At 56.7% G+C, this 16413-nt stretch carries 15 protein-coding genes and 1 riboswitch; of the genes, 3 read left to right on the forward strand and 12 right to left on the reverse strand.

Features of this window, described 5'->3' with window-relative positions; all coding sequences use genetic code 11:
- The first annotated feature begins 66 nt into the window (after positions 1-66).
- Positions 67-258 carry a hypothetical protein gene (locus G163CM_RS08685; RefSeq protein ID WP_015964959.1) on the forward strand — a complete coding sequence of 64 codons (192 nt, stop codon included), beginning with the start codon at positions 67-69 and terminating at the stop codon, positions 256-258.
- 22 nt (positions 259-280) lie between these two features.
- Here G163CM_RS08685 and uca read toward each other — a convergent pair whose 3' ends face one another.
- From uca to G163CM_RS08715, 6 genes are all read right to left on the reverse strand, one after another.
- Complete coding sequence (uca, locus tag G163CM_RS08690; protein ID WP_231827728.1) at positions 281-3883, reverse strand: urea carboxylase; 3603 nt, start codon at positions 3881-3883, stop codon at positions 281-283.
- 163 nt (positions 3884-4046) lie between these two features.
- The gene (locus G163CM_RS08695; RefSeq protein WP_015964962.1) at positions 4047-4682 is read right to left on the reverse strand and encodes an urea amidolyase associated protein UAAP2; all 636 of its coding nucleotides are present in this window, start codon (positions 4680-4682) and stop codon (positions 4047-4049) included.
- 10 nt (positions 4683-4692) lie between these two features.
- On the reverse strand, positions 4693-5421 hold the full coding sequence (locus G163CM_RS08700; protein WP_231827729.1) for an urea amidolyase associated protein UAAP1: 729 nt from the start codon (positions 5419-5421) through the stop codon (positions 4693-4695).
- On the reverse strand, positions 5384-6205 hold the full coding sequence (locus G163CM_RS08705) for an ABC transporter ATP-binding protein (RefSeq protein ID WP_231827730.1): 822 nt from the start codon (positions 6203-6205) through the stop codon (positions 5384-5386). Before G163CM_RS08705 ends, G163CM_RS08700 begins: the two co-directional genes overlap by 38 nt.
- Complete coding sequence (locus G163CM_RS08710; RefSeq protein ID WP_231827731.1) at positions 6202-7017, reverse strand: ABC transporter permease; 816 nt, start codon at positions 7015-7017, stop codon at positions 6202-6204. The genes G163CM_RS08705 and G163CM_RS08710 overlap by 4 nt, the downstream gene beginning before the upstream one ends.
- Positions 7018-7041: 24 nt before the next feature.
- Positions 7042-8100, reverse strand: coding sequence for a putative urea ABC transporter substrate-binding protein (locus G163CM_RS08715; protein WP_231828349.1), 1059 nt, complete (start codon positions 8098-8100; stop codon positions 7042-7044).
- A 58-nt stretch (positions 8101-8158) separates the two neighbouring features.
- Positions 8159-8257: riboswitch (guanidine-I (ykkC/yxkD leader) on the reverse strand.
- A 309-nt stretch (positions 8258-8566) separates the two neighbouring features.
- Here G163CM_RS08715 and G163CM_RS08720 point away from each other — a divergent pair.
- Positions 8567-8884 (forward strand): putative quinol monooxygenase, encoded by a 318-nt coding sequence (locus G163CM_RS08720; protein ID WP_015964967.1) that lies wholly within the window; start codon positions 8567-8569, stop codon positions 8882-8884.
- Positions 8885-10087: 1203 nt separating this feature from the next.
- Entirely contained in the window at positions 10088-10522 is a 435-nt protein-coding gene (locus tag G163CM_RS08725) for a universal stress protein (protein WP_231827732.1), read from the forward strand.
- A gap of 44 nt (positions 10523-10566) precedes the next feature.
- Here the strand turns inward: G163CM_RS08725 and G163CM_RS08730 are convergent, their stop codons facing one another.
- From G163CM_RS08730 to puuE, 6 genes are all read right to left on the reverse strand, one after another.
- A complete protein-coding gene (locus G163CM_RS08730; protein ID WP_231827733.1) occupies positions 10567-11355 on the reverse strand; it encodes an ABC transporter ATP-binding protein in 789 nt (262 codons plus the stop codon).
- Positions 11355-12125, reverse strand: a complete 771-nt coding sequence (locus tag G163CM_RS08735) for an ABC transporter permease (RefSeq protein ID WP_015964970.1) — start codon at positions 12123-12125, stop codon at positions 11355-11357. The genes G163CM_RS08730 and G163CM_RS08735 overlap by 1 nt, the downstream gene beginning before the upstream one ends.
- Complete coding sequence (locus G163CM_RS08740; RefSeq protein ID WP_231827734.1) at positions 12122-13129, reverse strand: taurine ABC transporter substrate-binding protein; 1008 nt, start codon at positions 13127-13129, stop codon at positions 12122-12124. The genes G163CM_RS08735 and G163CM_RS08740 overlap by 4 nt, the downstream gene beginning before the upstream one ends.
- Before the next feature lie 33 nt (positions 13130-13162).
- Positions 13163-13879 (reverse strand): cysteate racemase, encoded by a 717-nt coding sequence (cuyB, locus tag G163CM_RS08745; RefSeq protein ID WP_231827735.1) that lies wholly within the window; start codon positions 13877-13879, stop codon positions 13163-13165.
- Positions 13876-14889 (reverse strand): D-cysteate sulfo-lyase, encoded by a 1014-nt coding sequence (gene cuyA / locus G163CM_RS08750; protein ID WP_231827736.1) that lies wholly within the window; start codon positions 14887-14889, stop codon positions 13876-13878. The genes cuyB and cuyA overlap by 4 nt, the downstream gene beginning before the upstream one ends.
- Before the next feature lie 231 nt (positions 14890-15120).
- A complete protein-coding gene (gene puuE / locus G163CM_RS08755; protein ID WP_231827737.1) occupies positions 15121-16386 on the reverse strand; it encodes a 4-aminobutyrate transaminase in 1266 nt (421 codons plus the stop codon).
- Between the last annotated feature and the right edge of the window lie 27 nt (positions 16387-16413).

Below are 16413 nucleotides of genomic sequence, written 5' to 3' on the forward strand. Positions count from 1 at the left end.
ACTTTATCCTTAGGGTTATCAAAACAACAACCTGCTTACCCTCTGGTTGTATTAAGGAGTCTCATCATGAAATCTATCAAATCGTTTGCCGTTATCGCGACGCTGTCACTGGCTTCTGTGTTATCCGCCAGCGCGCTGGCTGCCGACAATACCCGCGTTGAAGCGGGCTCGAACATCGATACGTCTGTAGGGCAGAACCATATCGATGTCAGCCACGCTTTTGATGCAGAAAATTTGACTGCCGGGAATCTGCAGTAATCACACCGCGCAAGCCTTACGGTTAAGCGACGTCCTCCAGAATCACCGCCACCCGTTGCCCGGCGCGCACTGGCGAGCCGGGTTGCACGCTCAGATGCTGGATCACACCATCACACGGCGCCAGCAGCGGGATCTCCATCTTCATCGATTCCAGTACCACCAGCACGTCACCGGCGCGAACGCGGCTTCCTGCGGCGGCCTGAACCTGCCAGAGATTCCCGGAGATGGGGCTCTCCACCCCCTGCTCTCCCATCATGAGTGGCGCATCTGTATCTTCCTGGGCCACGCTCTCCTGGCTGTCGAAATGCGCCTGTCCGCTGGCGATCCAGCGGTCACGCTCCTCGTTAAACGCCCTCTGCTGATGCTCTCGAAACGCGCCGATCTCTTGCGCTTCCCGTTCAAGAAACTGCTGATACTCCGCCAGCCGCAGCGTGCTGTGCTCAATGCGTAACGGATAGCGCCCGAGCGGGAAATCCCGACGGATTTGCAGTAATTCCTCCCCCGAAACGGGATAAAAGCGAATCTGGTCAAAAAAGCGCAGCAGCCACGGCTTGCCGTCGAAATCGGCGACGTGATGATAGCGATTCCACATCTGCAGGGTTCGTCCGACAAACTGATAACCGCCCGGCCCCTCCATGCCATACACGCAGAGGTAAGCACCGCCGATGCCCACCGAGTTTTCCGCAGTCCAGGTTCGCGCCGGGTTGTATTTGGTGGTCACCAGACGGTGGCGAGGATCCAGCGGCGTGGCCACCGGCGCGCCCAGATAGACATCGCCTAACCCCATCACCAGATAGCTGGCGTCAAACACCGTATTCCAGACCGCCTGTTCATCGGGCAGATCGTTGATCCGACGAATGAATTCGAGGTTGCTCGGGCACCAGGGCGCATCCGGGCGCACGGTGGTCATGTATTTATCAATCGCCTTACGGCAGGCCGGGTCATCCCAGGAAAGAGGGAGATGCACCACCCGCGTGGGCACCTGTAGATCGTCACTTTCGCAAACGGAATGCCATTCATCGCGCACCCACGCCAGCAATGCATCAAGCGCCAGCGTTTCCGGCTCAAAATGCACCTGTAAAGAACGAATGCCCGGCGTCAGGTCAACAACGCCAGGCCGCGATGCGCGCTCCAGCGTCTGCATCAGGGCGTGAATGCGAAAACGCAGCACCAGATCCAGCTCCGGTTCCCCGGCTTCCAGCAGCAAATGCGTGTCGCCCGATACCCGCGCGATCAACCGCTTGTCACCCTCACCGCAGTTCATCACGATCGGCGAGTTTAACGCGGCAGGCTGCCATTCGTTTGTGATGGCTTGCAGCGTCTCTATCTCACCCTTCTGCGACTGCGCAAGCTGGCGCGCCGTCGCAAGGCTTACAGGGACAAAACGGATTTTGTCTCCCGCCTTTAGCTGACCTAGCTGCCAGAGATCGGCTTCGATAACGGTGACCGGGCAAACAAACCCGCCCAGGCTCGGGCCATCTGGCCCAAGAATGACGGGCATATCGCCGGTAAAATCAACCGCGCCAACCGCATACGGATTATCGTGAATATTCGACGGATGCAGCCCCGCTTCGCCGCCGCTCTCACGTGCCCAAAGGGGTTTCGGGCCGATCAAGCGCACACCCGTTCGGCTGGAGTTGAAGTGCACTTCCCAGTCGGTGGTGAAGAAAGTGTCAATGTAGCTTTCGGCAAAGAATTCCGGCGCGCCGTGCGGGCCGTAGATCACCCGCAGCGTGCGTACATCCGGCAAATGCATTTGCAACGATGTGGGTAACGTCGCCTGCTGTGCGTCATGGCATTCGCCCAGATGCAGCACATCGCCCGCACGCAACGCGCGTCCGGCATGCCCGCCGAACTGGCCGAGGGTAAAGGTGCTTTTGCTGTCAAGATACATCGGAACCTGGATGCCGCCGCGCAGACATAAGTAGCTTCGCACGCCAGCGCCAGTGATTTCGCCGATTTTCAGCGTCGATCCGGCGGGGATGGTGAACGTTTGGTCCATCTCCTGCGCTATACCATCAAGCGTTACGGGTATTGATGCGCCGCAGACAACCGCCACCGCCGCCGTATTAAATCTCAGGGTCGGGCCACTGAGGGTTATCTCCAGCGCGGCTTCCCCTTGCGGGTTACCGAGCAGGCGATTGCCCAGGCGCTGCGCCCGGTTATCCATTGGGCCCGATGGCGGTACGCCGACAGCCCAGTAGCCCAGCCGACCGGGATAATCCTGCACGCTGGTTTGCGTTCCGGCGCTCACCACCTCAACGGTATTCGCCTGATAATGCAACGCGTCCAGGCAGCGGGTCCAGGGTTCGCCCTGGCTAAACGATTCAAACGTCAGAATTTGCTGGAGATAAAGGCGATTGGTTTCAACCCCATATAAACGCGTTTCGGCAAGCGCGTTGCTCAGGGCCGTTATCGCCTCTGCCCGGTTATCACGCCAGCTAATCATTTTAGCCAGCATCGGGTCGAAGAACGGTGGCACTTCACATCCGGCTTCAATCCAGCGGTCAATACGCAGCGTCGCGCCATCTGCCGACGGGAAGACGACCTCAGTGAGTAAACCCGGCGATGGCTGAAACTGACGCCCCGGATCTTCAGCATAGATACGCGCCTGAATGGCGTGGCCGCGCGGCGTTAACCCGGCATACAGCGTCGATAATGGCGGAAGTTCTCCGGCGGCCAGTTCAATCATCCAGCGAACCAGATCCACGCCCCATACTTGTTCAGTGACGCCGTGCTCCACCTGCAAACGGGTATTCACTTCGAGAAAATAGAACTGCGCGGCCACGCTGTCATAAACAAACTCCACCGTGCCAGCACTGCGGTAGTTCACCGCTTTTCCAAGAGCAATGGCGGCCTCACACAACGCTTCGCTCATCCCGTCCGGCAGATTCGGCGCGGGCGTCTCTTCAATCACTTTCTGGTTACGCCGCTGAACCGAACAGTCGCGCACACCGAGTGCAATCACCTCCCCCTTTCCGTCGCCAAAAATCTGCACTTCCAGATGGCGGGCGCGTTCAATGTACTTCTCCAGAAAGACGCCAGCATCACTAAAATTGTTCTGCCCCAGACGTACGACAGCGTCGAACGACTCGCTAAGTTCTCGCGCATCACGGCACACACGCATCCCGATTCCGCCGCCGCCCGCCGTGCTTTTCAGCATCACCGGATATCCTATCAATGCGGCCTGCTGGCAAGCTTCCTGCGCATCCGCCAGCAGTTCCGTTCCTTCAAGCATCGGCACGCCCTGTGCTTTCGCCAGCGCGCGGGCGGTATGCTTCAGCCCAAAAGTACGCAGTTGCTCAGGCGTCGGGCCCACGAATGCCAGCCCGGCGGCCTCACAGGCTTCGGCAAACGCCGCATTTTCCGACAGAAAACCATAACCGGGATGAATCGCGCTGGCCCCGCTGCTTTTGGCGGCGGCGATAATGTTGTCGATAACCAGATAGGTTTGTGCCGCCGGGCCTTCGCCAAGGCTTATCGCCTCATCGGCTTCACGGATATGCAGGCTGCTGAGGTCAGCCTCAGAATAGACCGCCACGCCCTTAATGTGCATAGCGCGCAGCGTACGTAAAATTCGACAGGCGATAGCGCCGCGATTGGCAATGAGGAGTGATGTAAACATGGTGATGACTCATTTCTGGCGGGTCGTCCCGCGATAAAGTCATTCCCCTGAGGTCGTCCTCAGGGTGCACGCGCTTACGCTTTCGGCGTCGGCGTGTGATTCAGGCGATCGGCACGGGTGGCAAACAGGTGAAAAATCACCTTGCGCCAGCGTTGCCAGCGGGTCAGTTCCATATCAGTACCTCGGCAGGCGTTGGGTTCCAGCCATTGCACGGGTTGTTAAGCTGCGGGCAGTTGGAGATAAGCACCATTGCGTTGCATTCAGCCACCAGCTCCACATACTTCCCTGCCCCAGAGATACCGTCTTCGAAGGTCAATCCTCCCTCTGGCGTCACCGGCACGTTCATAAAGAAGTTGATGTTGGCGCTGATATCGCGCTTATGCAGGCGACCATCGTGCAGGCAGGCGCACAGAAAGTTATCGCGACAGCTGTGCATATAGCGTTTATCCAGCGAATAGCGCACGGTATTGCTCTCCTGCGCGCAGGCACCGCCAAGGGTGTCGTGACGCCCGCAGGTATCCGCCACTATCGTTAACAGCGGGTTGCCGAGGTTGGAGTAAAGCACGCTGCCGGTGGTCAAATAGGCATTCCCCTGGCGGCGCAACGTCCGCTGCACGTCATAGCGTTCACGCGGGTTATCGGCGTTGTAAAACAGGGTGTCGATAGCCTGATTACCTTCGAGATCGAGCAAACGTAAGGTCTGCCCTTTTTTTACTTCAAACAAATAGGGCTCGCCCGCCGGGATCACGTGGCGGAACACTGCGTCTTGCGGATGGCGTGGGCTGGTCATCGTGGTCATCACGGGCTCCTTAGCAGGTGAAACGTTGCGTATTCGTAAAGGCGCGCTGGTTTTCATCCCGCGTGAACAGCGCGGCTGTTGCAGCCTGCTCATCGCAAGCCTGGTACCAGCTCAGTTGAACCGGGCGCGGGGCATACTCGGTGGCAGGGTTTTGCGGATGCGGCAGTGCCGTCAGGACGATCAGCACATCCATCGGGGCGAAAAGTTCGACGTAATTACCCGCCTGCGAATGCCCGCGCACAAAACGGAAGTCGCCATTTTCCTCCACCGTCACTTTGCTGAAGAAATTCACCACCATCAGCAAATCCTCCAGGCCGAGATCCCATTTTCCCAGCTCCACCAGCAGGTTATCGACGCCGTTGCGATAAAAGGCGTTGCGCAGTTCCTGATAGCGTCCTGTGCCATATTTTTCCGCGGTTTCCTGCGCATTTAACACGCCGCCAAAAGGGTCATGCCAGCCGCAGGTATCCGCAACAATACCTGCCAGCACGCGCCCCATATCAGAATAGAAACAGTGCCCGGCGGTGAGACGCGCGGTGTGCTGCCCTTTCAGGGTATCGGGCAGATTGAGCCGTTCACTTTTCTCGTGCGGGTTGAGCATCATCATGCTGACATTGGCCTCACCGTCGAGATCGGTCAGCCGCAGGATCTGCCCGCGCCGCAGAATAAACGACGTCTGCCCGCCGCCTGGGACCTGCTCTTCACGCAGGCTCGATGTGGTGTGAAGTAATGGCTTCATCAGATTCTCTCCTTAAGGGAAATACATTGTGGTCGGCCCCGGTCGCCTGACGCTGCGACAGCCGCGATTCATTGAGCGGAATGTCGTAGGTTACCCGCGCGCCGTAGGCATTGGGGGCCTGCGGGTCGATGCGCACTTTGTCAAACACCAGTAAACGGGTGCCGAGGTTGAAACCTTCCGTCAGGTCATGGGTCACCATAAACACGGTCATCCCCGTTTCGCGCCATAGCGCCAGCAGTAGCGCGTGCATATCTTTGCGAATACCGGGGTCAAGCGCGCCGAAGGGTTCATCCAGCAGCAGGACGCGCGGCTGCATAATGAACGCCTGGGCGATGGCAAGACGCTGCTGCATCCCACCCGACAGCTGCGCCGGATATTTATCCAGCGCATGACTTAAACCGACTTTTTCCAGCATCTGTGCGGCCTGTTCGCGTGCTGATCGTTTGCGTGCGCCGAACAGTCGGCCCAGCAACGGCGACGCCGGGAGTTCCAGCCCAACGGCGACGTTATCCAGCACATTAAGATGCGGGAAAACGGAATAGCGCTGGAATACCACGCCCCGGCTGCTGCCGGGTTCATCGGGTAACGGTTTGCCATCGAGCAAAATCTCGCCACGGCTGGGGCGCTCCTGGCCTAACAGCAGGCGTAAAAAAGTCGATTTTCCGCAGCCGGACGCGCCGACCATCGAACAAAACTCGCCCTCTTTCACCGTCAGGTTGATGCGCTCCAGCACGACGTGGTCGCCGTATTCCTGCCAGATATTGTTCACCGCGATAAAACTCATGCCCGGCCCCCTTCTGCCCATGGGAAGCAGCGTTTGTGCAACTGGCGTAATGCCAGGTCCATTAGCCACGCCAGCAGGGTTATCCAGATGACGTAGGGAATAATGACGTCCATCGCCATGTAGCGACGAACCAGGAAGATGCGATAGCCCAGTCCGGCGGTGGCGGAAATAGCTTCCGCTGAAATCAGAAACAACCATGCCGAGCCGAGCATTAAGCGCAGGGAGGTGATTAACCGGGAGAGCAGCTGCGGGAGAACCACCCGCAGCACCACCGTCCAGCTATTGGCGCCGAGCGTCTGCGCCTTGATGAACAGCTCCGCTGGGATCTCTTTTGCCCGTTGTTCGAGGTCGCGCGCCAGCATCGGCGTGATGCCAATGACGATAAGCATCACTTTTGAAAGCTCATCCAGGCCAAATACGATGAACAGGATTGGCAGGATAGCCAGCGGCGGCACCATAGAGAGCACGGTCATCAGCGGGGACAGCGCCGCACTGTACATCGGGAAAACGCCCGCGGTAATCCCGATACTGAGCCCAATGAGCGACGCAATCGTCAGCCCAAGCAGCAAACGCGTCAGGCTGATGAGCGTATCGGCCCACAGCAAATATTCGCCGCTGCGACGATCCGGCGTGAAGGCCATCCGGTCGATGGCCGACAGCATCTGCGACAGCCCCGGCAACAGTTTGTCGTGCGGGTTGGCCTCCAGTCGCAGGGTCGAGCCGACAAACCAGGCGGCAATCAGCAGCACGAAAGGCAGCAGCATTAACATGATTCGCATACCGTGCTGGGGGTGGCGGTTAATCTGGCGCATGGCGTAGGCTCCCGTCGTCAATTATCACAGCTGGCCCGCAACGGCCATCTTCAGATAGCGGTCATCAAAACGCAGTTTGGTGTTAGCGGTATCCCCGAGGGTCGCATTACCCGGAAACGCCATGCCGATGAAATCAGCGCTCGCCGCGCCTTCGCCCAATAAACCTTTATCAAAAGAGAACTGCGCCACGCGCTGCATAGTTTTTACAAGCTCAGGCGCGGTGATGAAGGCCAGGGCATCGGCGGGCGTCCAGAAGAGATGGGTGGTTTTAAGTTGTGCCTGATAACCGGCGAGATCGGTACCAGAATCGGCAGCCATGGCGCTCAAAGCCTGCTTATCACCGGCCTGCATTTTTGCCATCATTTCAAACCACGCGCCGGTCAATGCTTTACCCAGCGCCGGGTTGTCATGCAGGGTTTCACTGTTCACCACCAGCATGTCAATCAGTTCACCCGGGACCTGCGAAGAGCTAAACACTTCCGTGGTTTGCGGTGTTTGCTTAATCACGGAAAGCTGCGGATTCCACGCCACGGCGGCGCGCACGTTAGCGGTAGAAAATGCCGAGACGATATCCGCATCCGAGGTGTTGACCACTTTCACATCTCGCTCCGCCAGGCCCGCTTTTTCCAGCCCGCGCACCAGCAGGTAATGGGAAACCGACAGCTCAGGGAGATATACCGACAGGCCTTTCAGGTCGCTGAGCTTTTTATCCGCGCCTTTGAGCACCACACCGTCATTGCCGTCAGAGTAGCTACCGGTAATCAGCGCCGTGGTATCAACGCCGCCCGCCGCAGGGATAGTCAGCGCATCCATATTGGTCATGGTGCAGCCGTCAAACTGACCTGCGGTGTATTGGTTTATCGATTCGATGTAATCATTAAGCTGGACGATATTGATTTTAATGCCGTATTTGCTGGCCCATTTATCAATGATTTTTTCGTTACTGATGGTGCCCCAGGGCATCCAGCCTGCATAGATAGTCCAGCAGATGTTGAACTCTTTTTTGACGGCGGCAAATGAGGGGGCGCAGGCGAGCAGCGCAAGCGTTAGAGCAAGTGAGCGAACAAACGGCAATCTCTTCATCATGGACCTCGGTTTGGCACAAAAAAGTGGGGGCAGCGCGACACCCTATGGTGCTGCTGTCTCCCGGGCTTTTGTCCCGCCGTGTAACCTCGTCGAGGTCGCCAGCTCTCGGACCTGACGCTCACCTTCGTGAACCGGAACCCTAGCCAGCCATTGATGCCAGATTGTCTTACGCTGCCTTCTGCCTGTGATGTTGCAAGTGGCATGCCAGAACGAAAGTAACTGTTAAATCAGTAAGATGGGATATTTAAAATGCAGGCAACACCAGTTTGGGGAGCCAAAGCGGTGCAATGCATGGATTTGGGGCGTGATGAAAACCGCATAGTTTAAGGAAAATATAAAGAGGCCTCACCGGAGAAAGTCCGGCTCTGGTAGCCGGAGATTATCATTATTGGCGCAAGTGCCATTTCACCGCTACGCTCAATGATTGGCTTTTAAAAACATTGATAAAAAAAAGGATATCACGATGAGTGAAGTGAAAATTGTCGCCACCCTGACCCCGCGCAAAGAGTATGTCGATACCATCCGCACCGCCGCACAGGCGATGGTCGGCCCTACGCAGCTGGAAGCGGGTTGCCTGCAATATGATTTGCACGAAAGCCGCGCCATTCCGGATGTGCGTAACCTGGCGGTGGAAGGCGCGGTATCATTTGTGTTTATCGAGCGCTGGAAGTCTGAGGACGATTTGAAAAAACACGTCGCCATGCCGTATCACGATGACTTTCTGGAAATTTTAGACGGCAAGCTGGACAACATTAGCGTTCAGCGGCTGAACAAATTGTAGGTATGTGCCATAACGCCTGATGGCGCTTCGCTTATCAGGCCTACCGGCTCTTCAGCCCTTGTGGGCCGGGCAAGCGCAGCGCCCCCGGCAGGAGACCGCGCAGATGCCTGATGGCACTTCGCTTATCAGGCCTACGGGCTCTTCAGCCTTGTAGGCCGGGCAAGCGCAGCGCCCCGGCAGGAGAACGGCGCAGATGCCTGATGGCGCTTCGCTTATCAGGCCTACGGGATCTTCAGCCTTGTAGGCCGGGCAAGCGCAGCGCCCCCGGCTGGAGACTGCGCAGATGCCTGATGGCGCTTCGCTTATCAGGCCTACGGGCTCTTCAGCCCTTGTAGGCCGGGCAAGCGCAGCGCCCCCGGCTGGAGGACCGCGCAGTTGCCTGATGGCGCTTCGCTTATCAGGCCTACCGGCTCTTCAGCCTTGTAGGCCGGGCAAGCGCAGCGCCCCCGGCAGGAGGACGGCGCAGTTGCCTGATGGCGCTTCGCTTATCAGGCCTACCGGCTCTTCATCCCCTGTAGGCCGGGCAAGCACAGCGCCCCCGGCAGGAGGACGGCGCAGTTGCCTGATGGCGCTTCGCTTATCAGACCTACCGGCTCTTCAGCCTTTGTAGGCCGGGCAAGCGCAGCGCCCCCGGCAGGAGACCGCGCAGTTGCCTGATGGCGCTTCGCTTATCAGGCCTACCGGATCTTCAGCCTTTGTAGGCCGGGCAAGCGCAGCGCCCCCGGCAGGAGACCGCGCAGATGCCTGATGGCGCTTCGCTTATCAGGCCTACGGGATCTTCAGCCTTGTAGGCCGGGCAAGCGCAGCGCCCCCGGCAGGAGACCGCGCAGTTGCATGATGGCGCTTCGCTTATCAGGCCTACGGGATCTTCAGCCTTGTAGGCCGGGCAAGCGCAGCGCCCCCGGCTAGAGGACCGCGCAGATGCCTGATGGCGCTTCGCTTATCAGGCCTACCGGATCTTCAGCCTTGTAGGCCGGGCAAGCGCAGCGCCCCCGGCAGGAGAACGGCGCAGTTGCCTGATGGCGCTTCGCTTATCAGGCCTACCGGATCTTCAGCCGGGCAAGCGTCAGTCACAAAATGTAAATTAACCATCTGATTTGTCGATATTTCTTAATCAGTGACCGCGATCGCTGGCCCCTTCATGCGTTGTTATCCACAATAAAGATTATTTCAGCAAATGATTGATATGAAGGGATTTCAACTATGTATAAAACGATTCTGGTTCCCGTTGATGTCTTTGAGTCCGACCTCGCCGACAACGCCTTAGCACACGCGCAATATCTGGCCGAGAAAGCCGGCGGTGATATTCATCTTCTGCATGTGCTGCCGGAATTCTCACCGATGCTCACGCGGGGTTTTATCGCCGACGCGAAGAAAATGCAGCAGTATCTACAATGTGCCAGCGAAGAGAAAATGGCGCAGCTGGCAAGGAGTCTCTCATTCCCACAGAACCGTATTCATCACCATATCCGCAGCGGGAAAGTGCGTGACGCCGTCGCGACGCTGGCGGATGAACTAAAGGCGGATGTGGTAGTGATTGGTTCGCGCAACCCGGCAAAGCAGTCGCATCTGCTGGGGTCTGAAGCCTCGGGGATTTTACGCCATGCACGCGTGCCGGTGTTTGTGATTCGCCTGTAAAGACGTGCGGGAGAATGAGCCTGCATGCGCAGGCTCAGAGGAGATCACTGAAGCGACGCCGCCATATGTCGCTTTGCTTCCGTGCGTACGCGATGCAGAACACGGTGTTTAATTTCACTGTACTGCGGGTGTTCTGCCAGCGTTTCGATATTTCTCTCGCGAGTAAACGGCAGCACAATCTCTTCGACAATTCGCCCTGGCTTGGCCGACATAACCAGAATACGGTCAGCCAGAAACAGCGCCTCTTCCACATCATGAGTGACAAACAACAACGTCGTTTCCGTTTTCAGCCAGGCGTCGCGAAGCAGTTCCTGCATCATTAATCGCGTTTGTGCGTCCAGCGCGCCAAAGGGTTCATCCAGCAACAAAACGTCTGGTTCAGGCAGCCAGGCGCGAGCCAATGCAACGCGTTGTTTCATCCCACCAGAAAGCTGCCAGGGCGCATGATGTTCAAATCCCTTCAAGCCCACGCGGGATAGCCAGTCGATCGCCTGGTTATTCACGACCTCTTTATCATATTTGCCTAAGCGCGGGCCAAAGGTGACGTTTTCCAGTACTGACAACCAGGGAAATAAATTTGCCTGCTGAAAGATCATGCCGCGATCCGGCCCTGGCTGCGTCACCTTTTTCCCTGCGGCCTTTACCGTACCTTTATCGGGTCGAGTAAACCCGGCAACCAAATTAAGGATGGTCGATTTCCCGCAGCCCGATGGCCCGAGCAATACTACAAACTCCCCTTTTTTCAGGGTGAGGGAGATATCGTCAAGAACCGTGACCGGACTCGGTTTTGCCGCAAAGGTCAGTGACACATTTTCAAGTGAGATAGAACTCATTATTCTTTCCCCGCCCAGGGTACAACCACGCGCTGCAACCCCAGGATTAATAAATCGAGCAGATAACCAATGCCGCCCAACAGCAGAATACCCAGCATGACAATATCCGTGCGCAAGTAGGCGCTGGCGTTCACCACCATCCAGCCAAGCCCTGAACTGGCAGCCACCATCTCCGCCGCAATCAGCGACGTCCAGCCAATACCAATCGAGAGCCTGACCGTGGTAAAAAGATCCGGCAGCGCATCAGGCAATACCACACGCATAAAGATCTGCCGACGCGTCGCGCCCAGCGTTTGTGCGACGCGAATACGTGAGCGGCCAATTCGCTCTACGGCCGCCGACGCACCGACAACGACACTCAAAAACGTCGCGATAAATATCAAAAAGAATTTTGATGACTCGCCAATTCCCAGCCAGACTACCGCCAGTGGAATCAACGCGATTTTGGGTAACGGACGGAGAAATTGCACAAACGGGTTAAGGATGGCAGCCAGCGTGTCTGAAAGCCCCATCAATAATCCCAGCGGGATGCCAATCGCAATAGCCAGCGCAAAGGCGCTCAACGCGCGGGCCAGACTGACGGCGATATGCTGCCAGAGCGGTACCTGCCGATAGCCATCTTCCAGTAACTCACGCGCGGTTAAACCAATATCCGTCAGCGAGGGGAGCAGCAGTGGGTCCACCCACTGCCTTGTCGCCGCCGTTTGCCAGAGCAAAAAGAAAACCGCCACCGATACCACGCTGATAGCGATATGTTGACTCAATTTCATTGTCCGGACACCGCCGCATCTTGAATGTAGTGGGCATTGATGGCGCTATTCCAGTTTGTCGGGATATCGCGCTGCCGGATTTCACCAATTCCGGCAAGGAAGTTCGCCGTTTTGCTCAGCGCTTTTCCAATACCGCTATCGCTGGTATCCGTACCATTCCCCAACCAGGAGGGCGTACTCTGCTCAGCTAATGTCGGATATTCCAGACCATTCAGGGTGTTAGCCGCCGTCGTTTGCGGCGCGCCAACTTCTTTTGCCACAATCGCGGAAGCGCGTTCCGGATCCTTTTTGAACTCGTTGACTTTTTCCTGATGCACGCGCAGGAATGCGGTTACCACCTGAGGGTATTGTTCCGCAAAGGCTTTACGGACAACGTAGTTGTTGTAAATGAGATAGCCTGATTTTTGCAGCTCTTTAGTGGCAAAGACCTGATGGCCTCCTGCTGATTCCAGCTCCTGCGCAAAAGGCGCCCATACATAGCCCGCATCAATATCACCGCGTTTCCACGCCGCCACCATCTCTGCCGGACGTAACGGCAGCAGAGTTATTTTGCTACGATCCAGTTTATTAACGGTGATCGCGGCTTCCAGCGCATATTGCGCGGTGGAGTTTGGCGGATACGCCACGCGTTTGCCTTCGATATCCTTAATTCCGTTAATCCCCTCTTTTCCAATCAACCGCTCATAGCTGGCAATGACGCCGGAAACACCAATAATTTCGACCGGCAGTTTTCTGACAATGCCTGCGGTTGCCGGGCTGGATCCGAAGTTGGCAATATCAATCGCATTGCTGGCGAAGTAGGTTAAGGCATCGGCACCTGACGCAAATTGCACCCACTTCACTTTACTGTTTAATGCTTTATCCAGTGACCCATCCGCCTTTGCCAACATCAAAACCTGTGAGCCACCGCTATAGGCGACACGCACTTCAGACGGTGTGTCGGCAAAAGTACTGTTAACCCAGAAACTGCCTGCTGCGAGTAAAAAAACCAGACCTTTTTTCATGTTGTCTCTCTGTATTATTCTGTGTGAAATCATTCAATTAATGCGATCGTTACGCCGTGATAACCAAAGGGTTGCGCACTGCTGCGCCAGCGCCTCGGCAGGATCAATGGCCTCGTTAAGATAGGGCGAAGAGATGGCCGCTAACGCCACAGGAACTTCAGTACAGGCCAGCACCAGTTTCTCAGCACCACGCTCACGCAGCGCCCGCGCCTGCAACGTCAGCAGCTCGCCTCCCTGCTGCAAATCACCGCGTTTCACCGCATAGCACCCCGGAACAAACCAGCGCGTGATTTCATCCTGGGTCGGGAGCAGGCTTTCCGTACCAATGGCCGCGAAACGCTGTTGAAACCAGCCTGCATCCAGCGTTCCCTGTGTTGCGATGAGTCCCACTTTTTTCGGTTTATCCTCTATCGCCTCGAGCGTGGCATCCGCGATGTGCAATATCGGCGCATCACTTTCTTGTTTTAACGCCTCATACCAGTGATGCGCGGTGTTACAGGCAATCACAATATGGCTAACACCCAACCGGTTAAGCTGCTGTATACCGTAAAGCAGTTGCGGAAGCGGCGATGGCCCCTCTCCGGCCAACGCACGCTGACGATCGGCAATTTGCGGCACATTCCACACCACATGAGGTATTTGCTGCTGATCGTGAGTGGCAGGCGTGGCGCGCAGAAGCTTATGCATAAAATCGACGGTGGCTAATGGGCCCATGCCGCCCAGCACACCTAATAAAAAGGGGCGGCTCATGAGGCGAGCGAATCGGTGATCACCTGGCGGTAGCCAAACAGGCCCGCAGAACCGCCGGTGTGGATGAAGACCACATTTTCACCCTTCCGGAAAGCGCCTTCGCGAATCAGGCCAATCAGCCCGGCGAATCCTTTTCCGGAATAAACCGGATCGAGCAAGATGCCTTCATGCTGTGCCAGCAGTTGCAGAGCTTCCAGCATAGATGTCGTCGGCAGGCCGTATCCTTCACCCACATAGTCACTGTTAGCCTTAACGCTTTCGCGCGGCAGCTCGCCCTCGACACCCAACAGTTCCAGCGTTTGCTGGGCCAGGCGCCAGACGTTTTGCTCCTGTTTCTCACGCGGCGCACGCACGCTAATACCCAGTAGCGGAATACCGCTGTTTGAGGCGTGAAGACCAGCGACTAATCCTGCCTGCGTACCGGCGCTTCCCGTGGCATGAACGATATGGTCGATTCTCAGGCGCTGCTGGCTGGACTGCCATAGCAGTTCCTGTGCGCAGGCCACATAGCCCAACGCGCCAACAGGATTCGAGCCGCCACCGGGGATCACATACGGTTTGAATCCCTGCGCGCGTAGCGTTTCTGCGTGATGCTCCATCGCCTGCTGCATATCAGTCCCGGCTGGCAGGTGCGCAATAATTTCACCGCCTAACAGGCCATCAAGCAAAATATTGCCAGAGTGCTGGTAGTCATCGCCGAGTGTGGTCACACGCTGCTCAAGGAAAATATGTGTTTTGAGGCCAAGTTTCGCCGCGGCGGCTACGGTCTGTCGCACATGATTCGATTGGGTTGCGCCCTGAGTGATAATAACGTCGGCCTGTTTTTCCTGCGCATCGCCCAGTAAAAATTCAAGTTTGCGGGTTTTATTTCCACCTGTCGCAAGGCCTGTGCAATCGTCGCGTTTGATCCAAATATTCGGACCGCCGAGCAATTGAGAAAGCTGGGTTAACGGTTCTAATGGCGTGGGGAAATGACCGAACGAGAGCCGGGGAAATCGAGCGAGATGCATAAATATAACTCCTGTAAAATAGTCGCTAAACGCCTATCACGCGAATTAGCAAGAACACAGGAATGACTATATTGAACAATTAAGAACGGGCTAACCAAGTTTTTTGGCTATTGATATGAGCAGGCAGCATAAGAGAAAGGATGAAGAACGTTATTCTGGAAAAGCGTTAATTAATAATATTTATCCAGTATTTATAGCGGGCTGCACAATTGCAGCCCGCTGTTATTGCAATTAGTCTCTCAGCGCATCCTGCAAAATTTTCATGGCCGCATCGAACTGCGCATCCGGGATGGTTAGCGGATACAGAAAACGAATCACGTTGCCGTACGCGCCGCAGGTCAGCAGTAGCAGCCCCTGCGCCAGCGCGCGTTGCTGAATTTTCTGCGCAATGGCGGCTGACGGTTCGCCCGTTTGCGGGTCGTTAAACTCTGCCGCAATCATCGACCCCAGACCGCGTACCGCCGCGATGGCCGGAACGTTTTCTTTGGCATCAATCAGGGTTTGCGTCAGGCGCTGGCCCAGCTGATTCGCGCGTTCGCAAAGGGATTCTTTGTCGATAATGTTGAGCACCGCGTGCGCGGCAGCTACCGCCAGCGGATTCCCGGCGTAGGTGCCACCCAACCCGCCCGGCGCGGGCGCGTCCATAATATTCGCGTTACCGACCACGCCCGAAAGCGGCATCCCGCCCGCGAGGCTTTTCGCCATCGTCATTAAGTCCGGCTTATCGACGTAATGATCCATGGCAAACAGTTTACCGGTACGCGCAAAGCCGCTTTGCACTTCATCGGCAATCATCACAATACCGTGCTCGTCGCACAGGCGGCGAATGGCAGCAACCAGCTCTTTTGGCGCCACATTAAAACCGCCCTCGCCCTGCACCGGTTCGAAGATAATGGCCGCGACCTGCTTCGCTTCGATGTCTGATTTAAACAAGCGCTCGATGGCGTCGAGGGAGTCCTGCGTTGAAACGCCATGTAAATCTGACGGATACGGCACGTGATAGACCGAACCAGGGAACGGGCCGAAGCCGATTTTGTACGGCGCGACTTTGCCGGTTAACGCCATGGTCATATACGTGCGACCGTGGAAGCCGCCGCTAAATGCAATCACGCCAGGGCGTCCGGTATGGGCGCGGGCAATTTTCACCGCGTTTTCCACCGCTTCCGCACCGGTGGTGAAGAACGCGGTTTTGGCCTGCCCGCTCACCGGGGCAAGGGCGTTAATCTTCTCCGCCAGGGTGACGTAGCTTTCATACGGCACAATCTGGTAGGCCGTGTGGGTAAACTGTTGCAGTTGCTGCTCCACCGCCGCGACCAGTTCAGGGTGGCGATGCCCGGTATTGAGCACCGCAATGCCTGCGGCGAAATCGATGTACTCATTGCCCTCAACATCCTTCAGCGTGGCGTTTTCAGCCGACTGGGCGAAGAAGTTACACATCACGCCAACCCCGCGAGGGGTAGCAGAAAGACGACGCTGATGGAATTCATTGTTGCTCATGTTTCACACCTTTTGACTCTTCACTGT

Origin of the sequence: Pseudocitrobacter corydidari, assembly GCF_021172065.1 — a bacterium.
Classification (GTDB): domain Bacteria; phylum Pseudomonadota; class Gammaproteobacteria; order Enterobacterales; family Enterobacteriaceae; genus Pseudocitrobacter; species Pseudocitrobacter corydidari.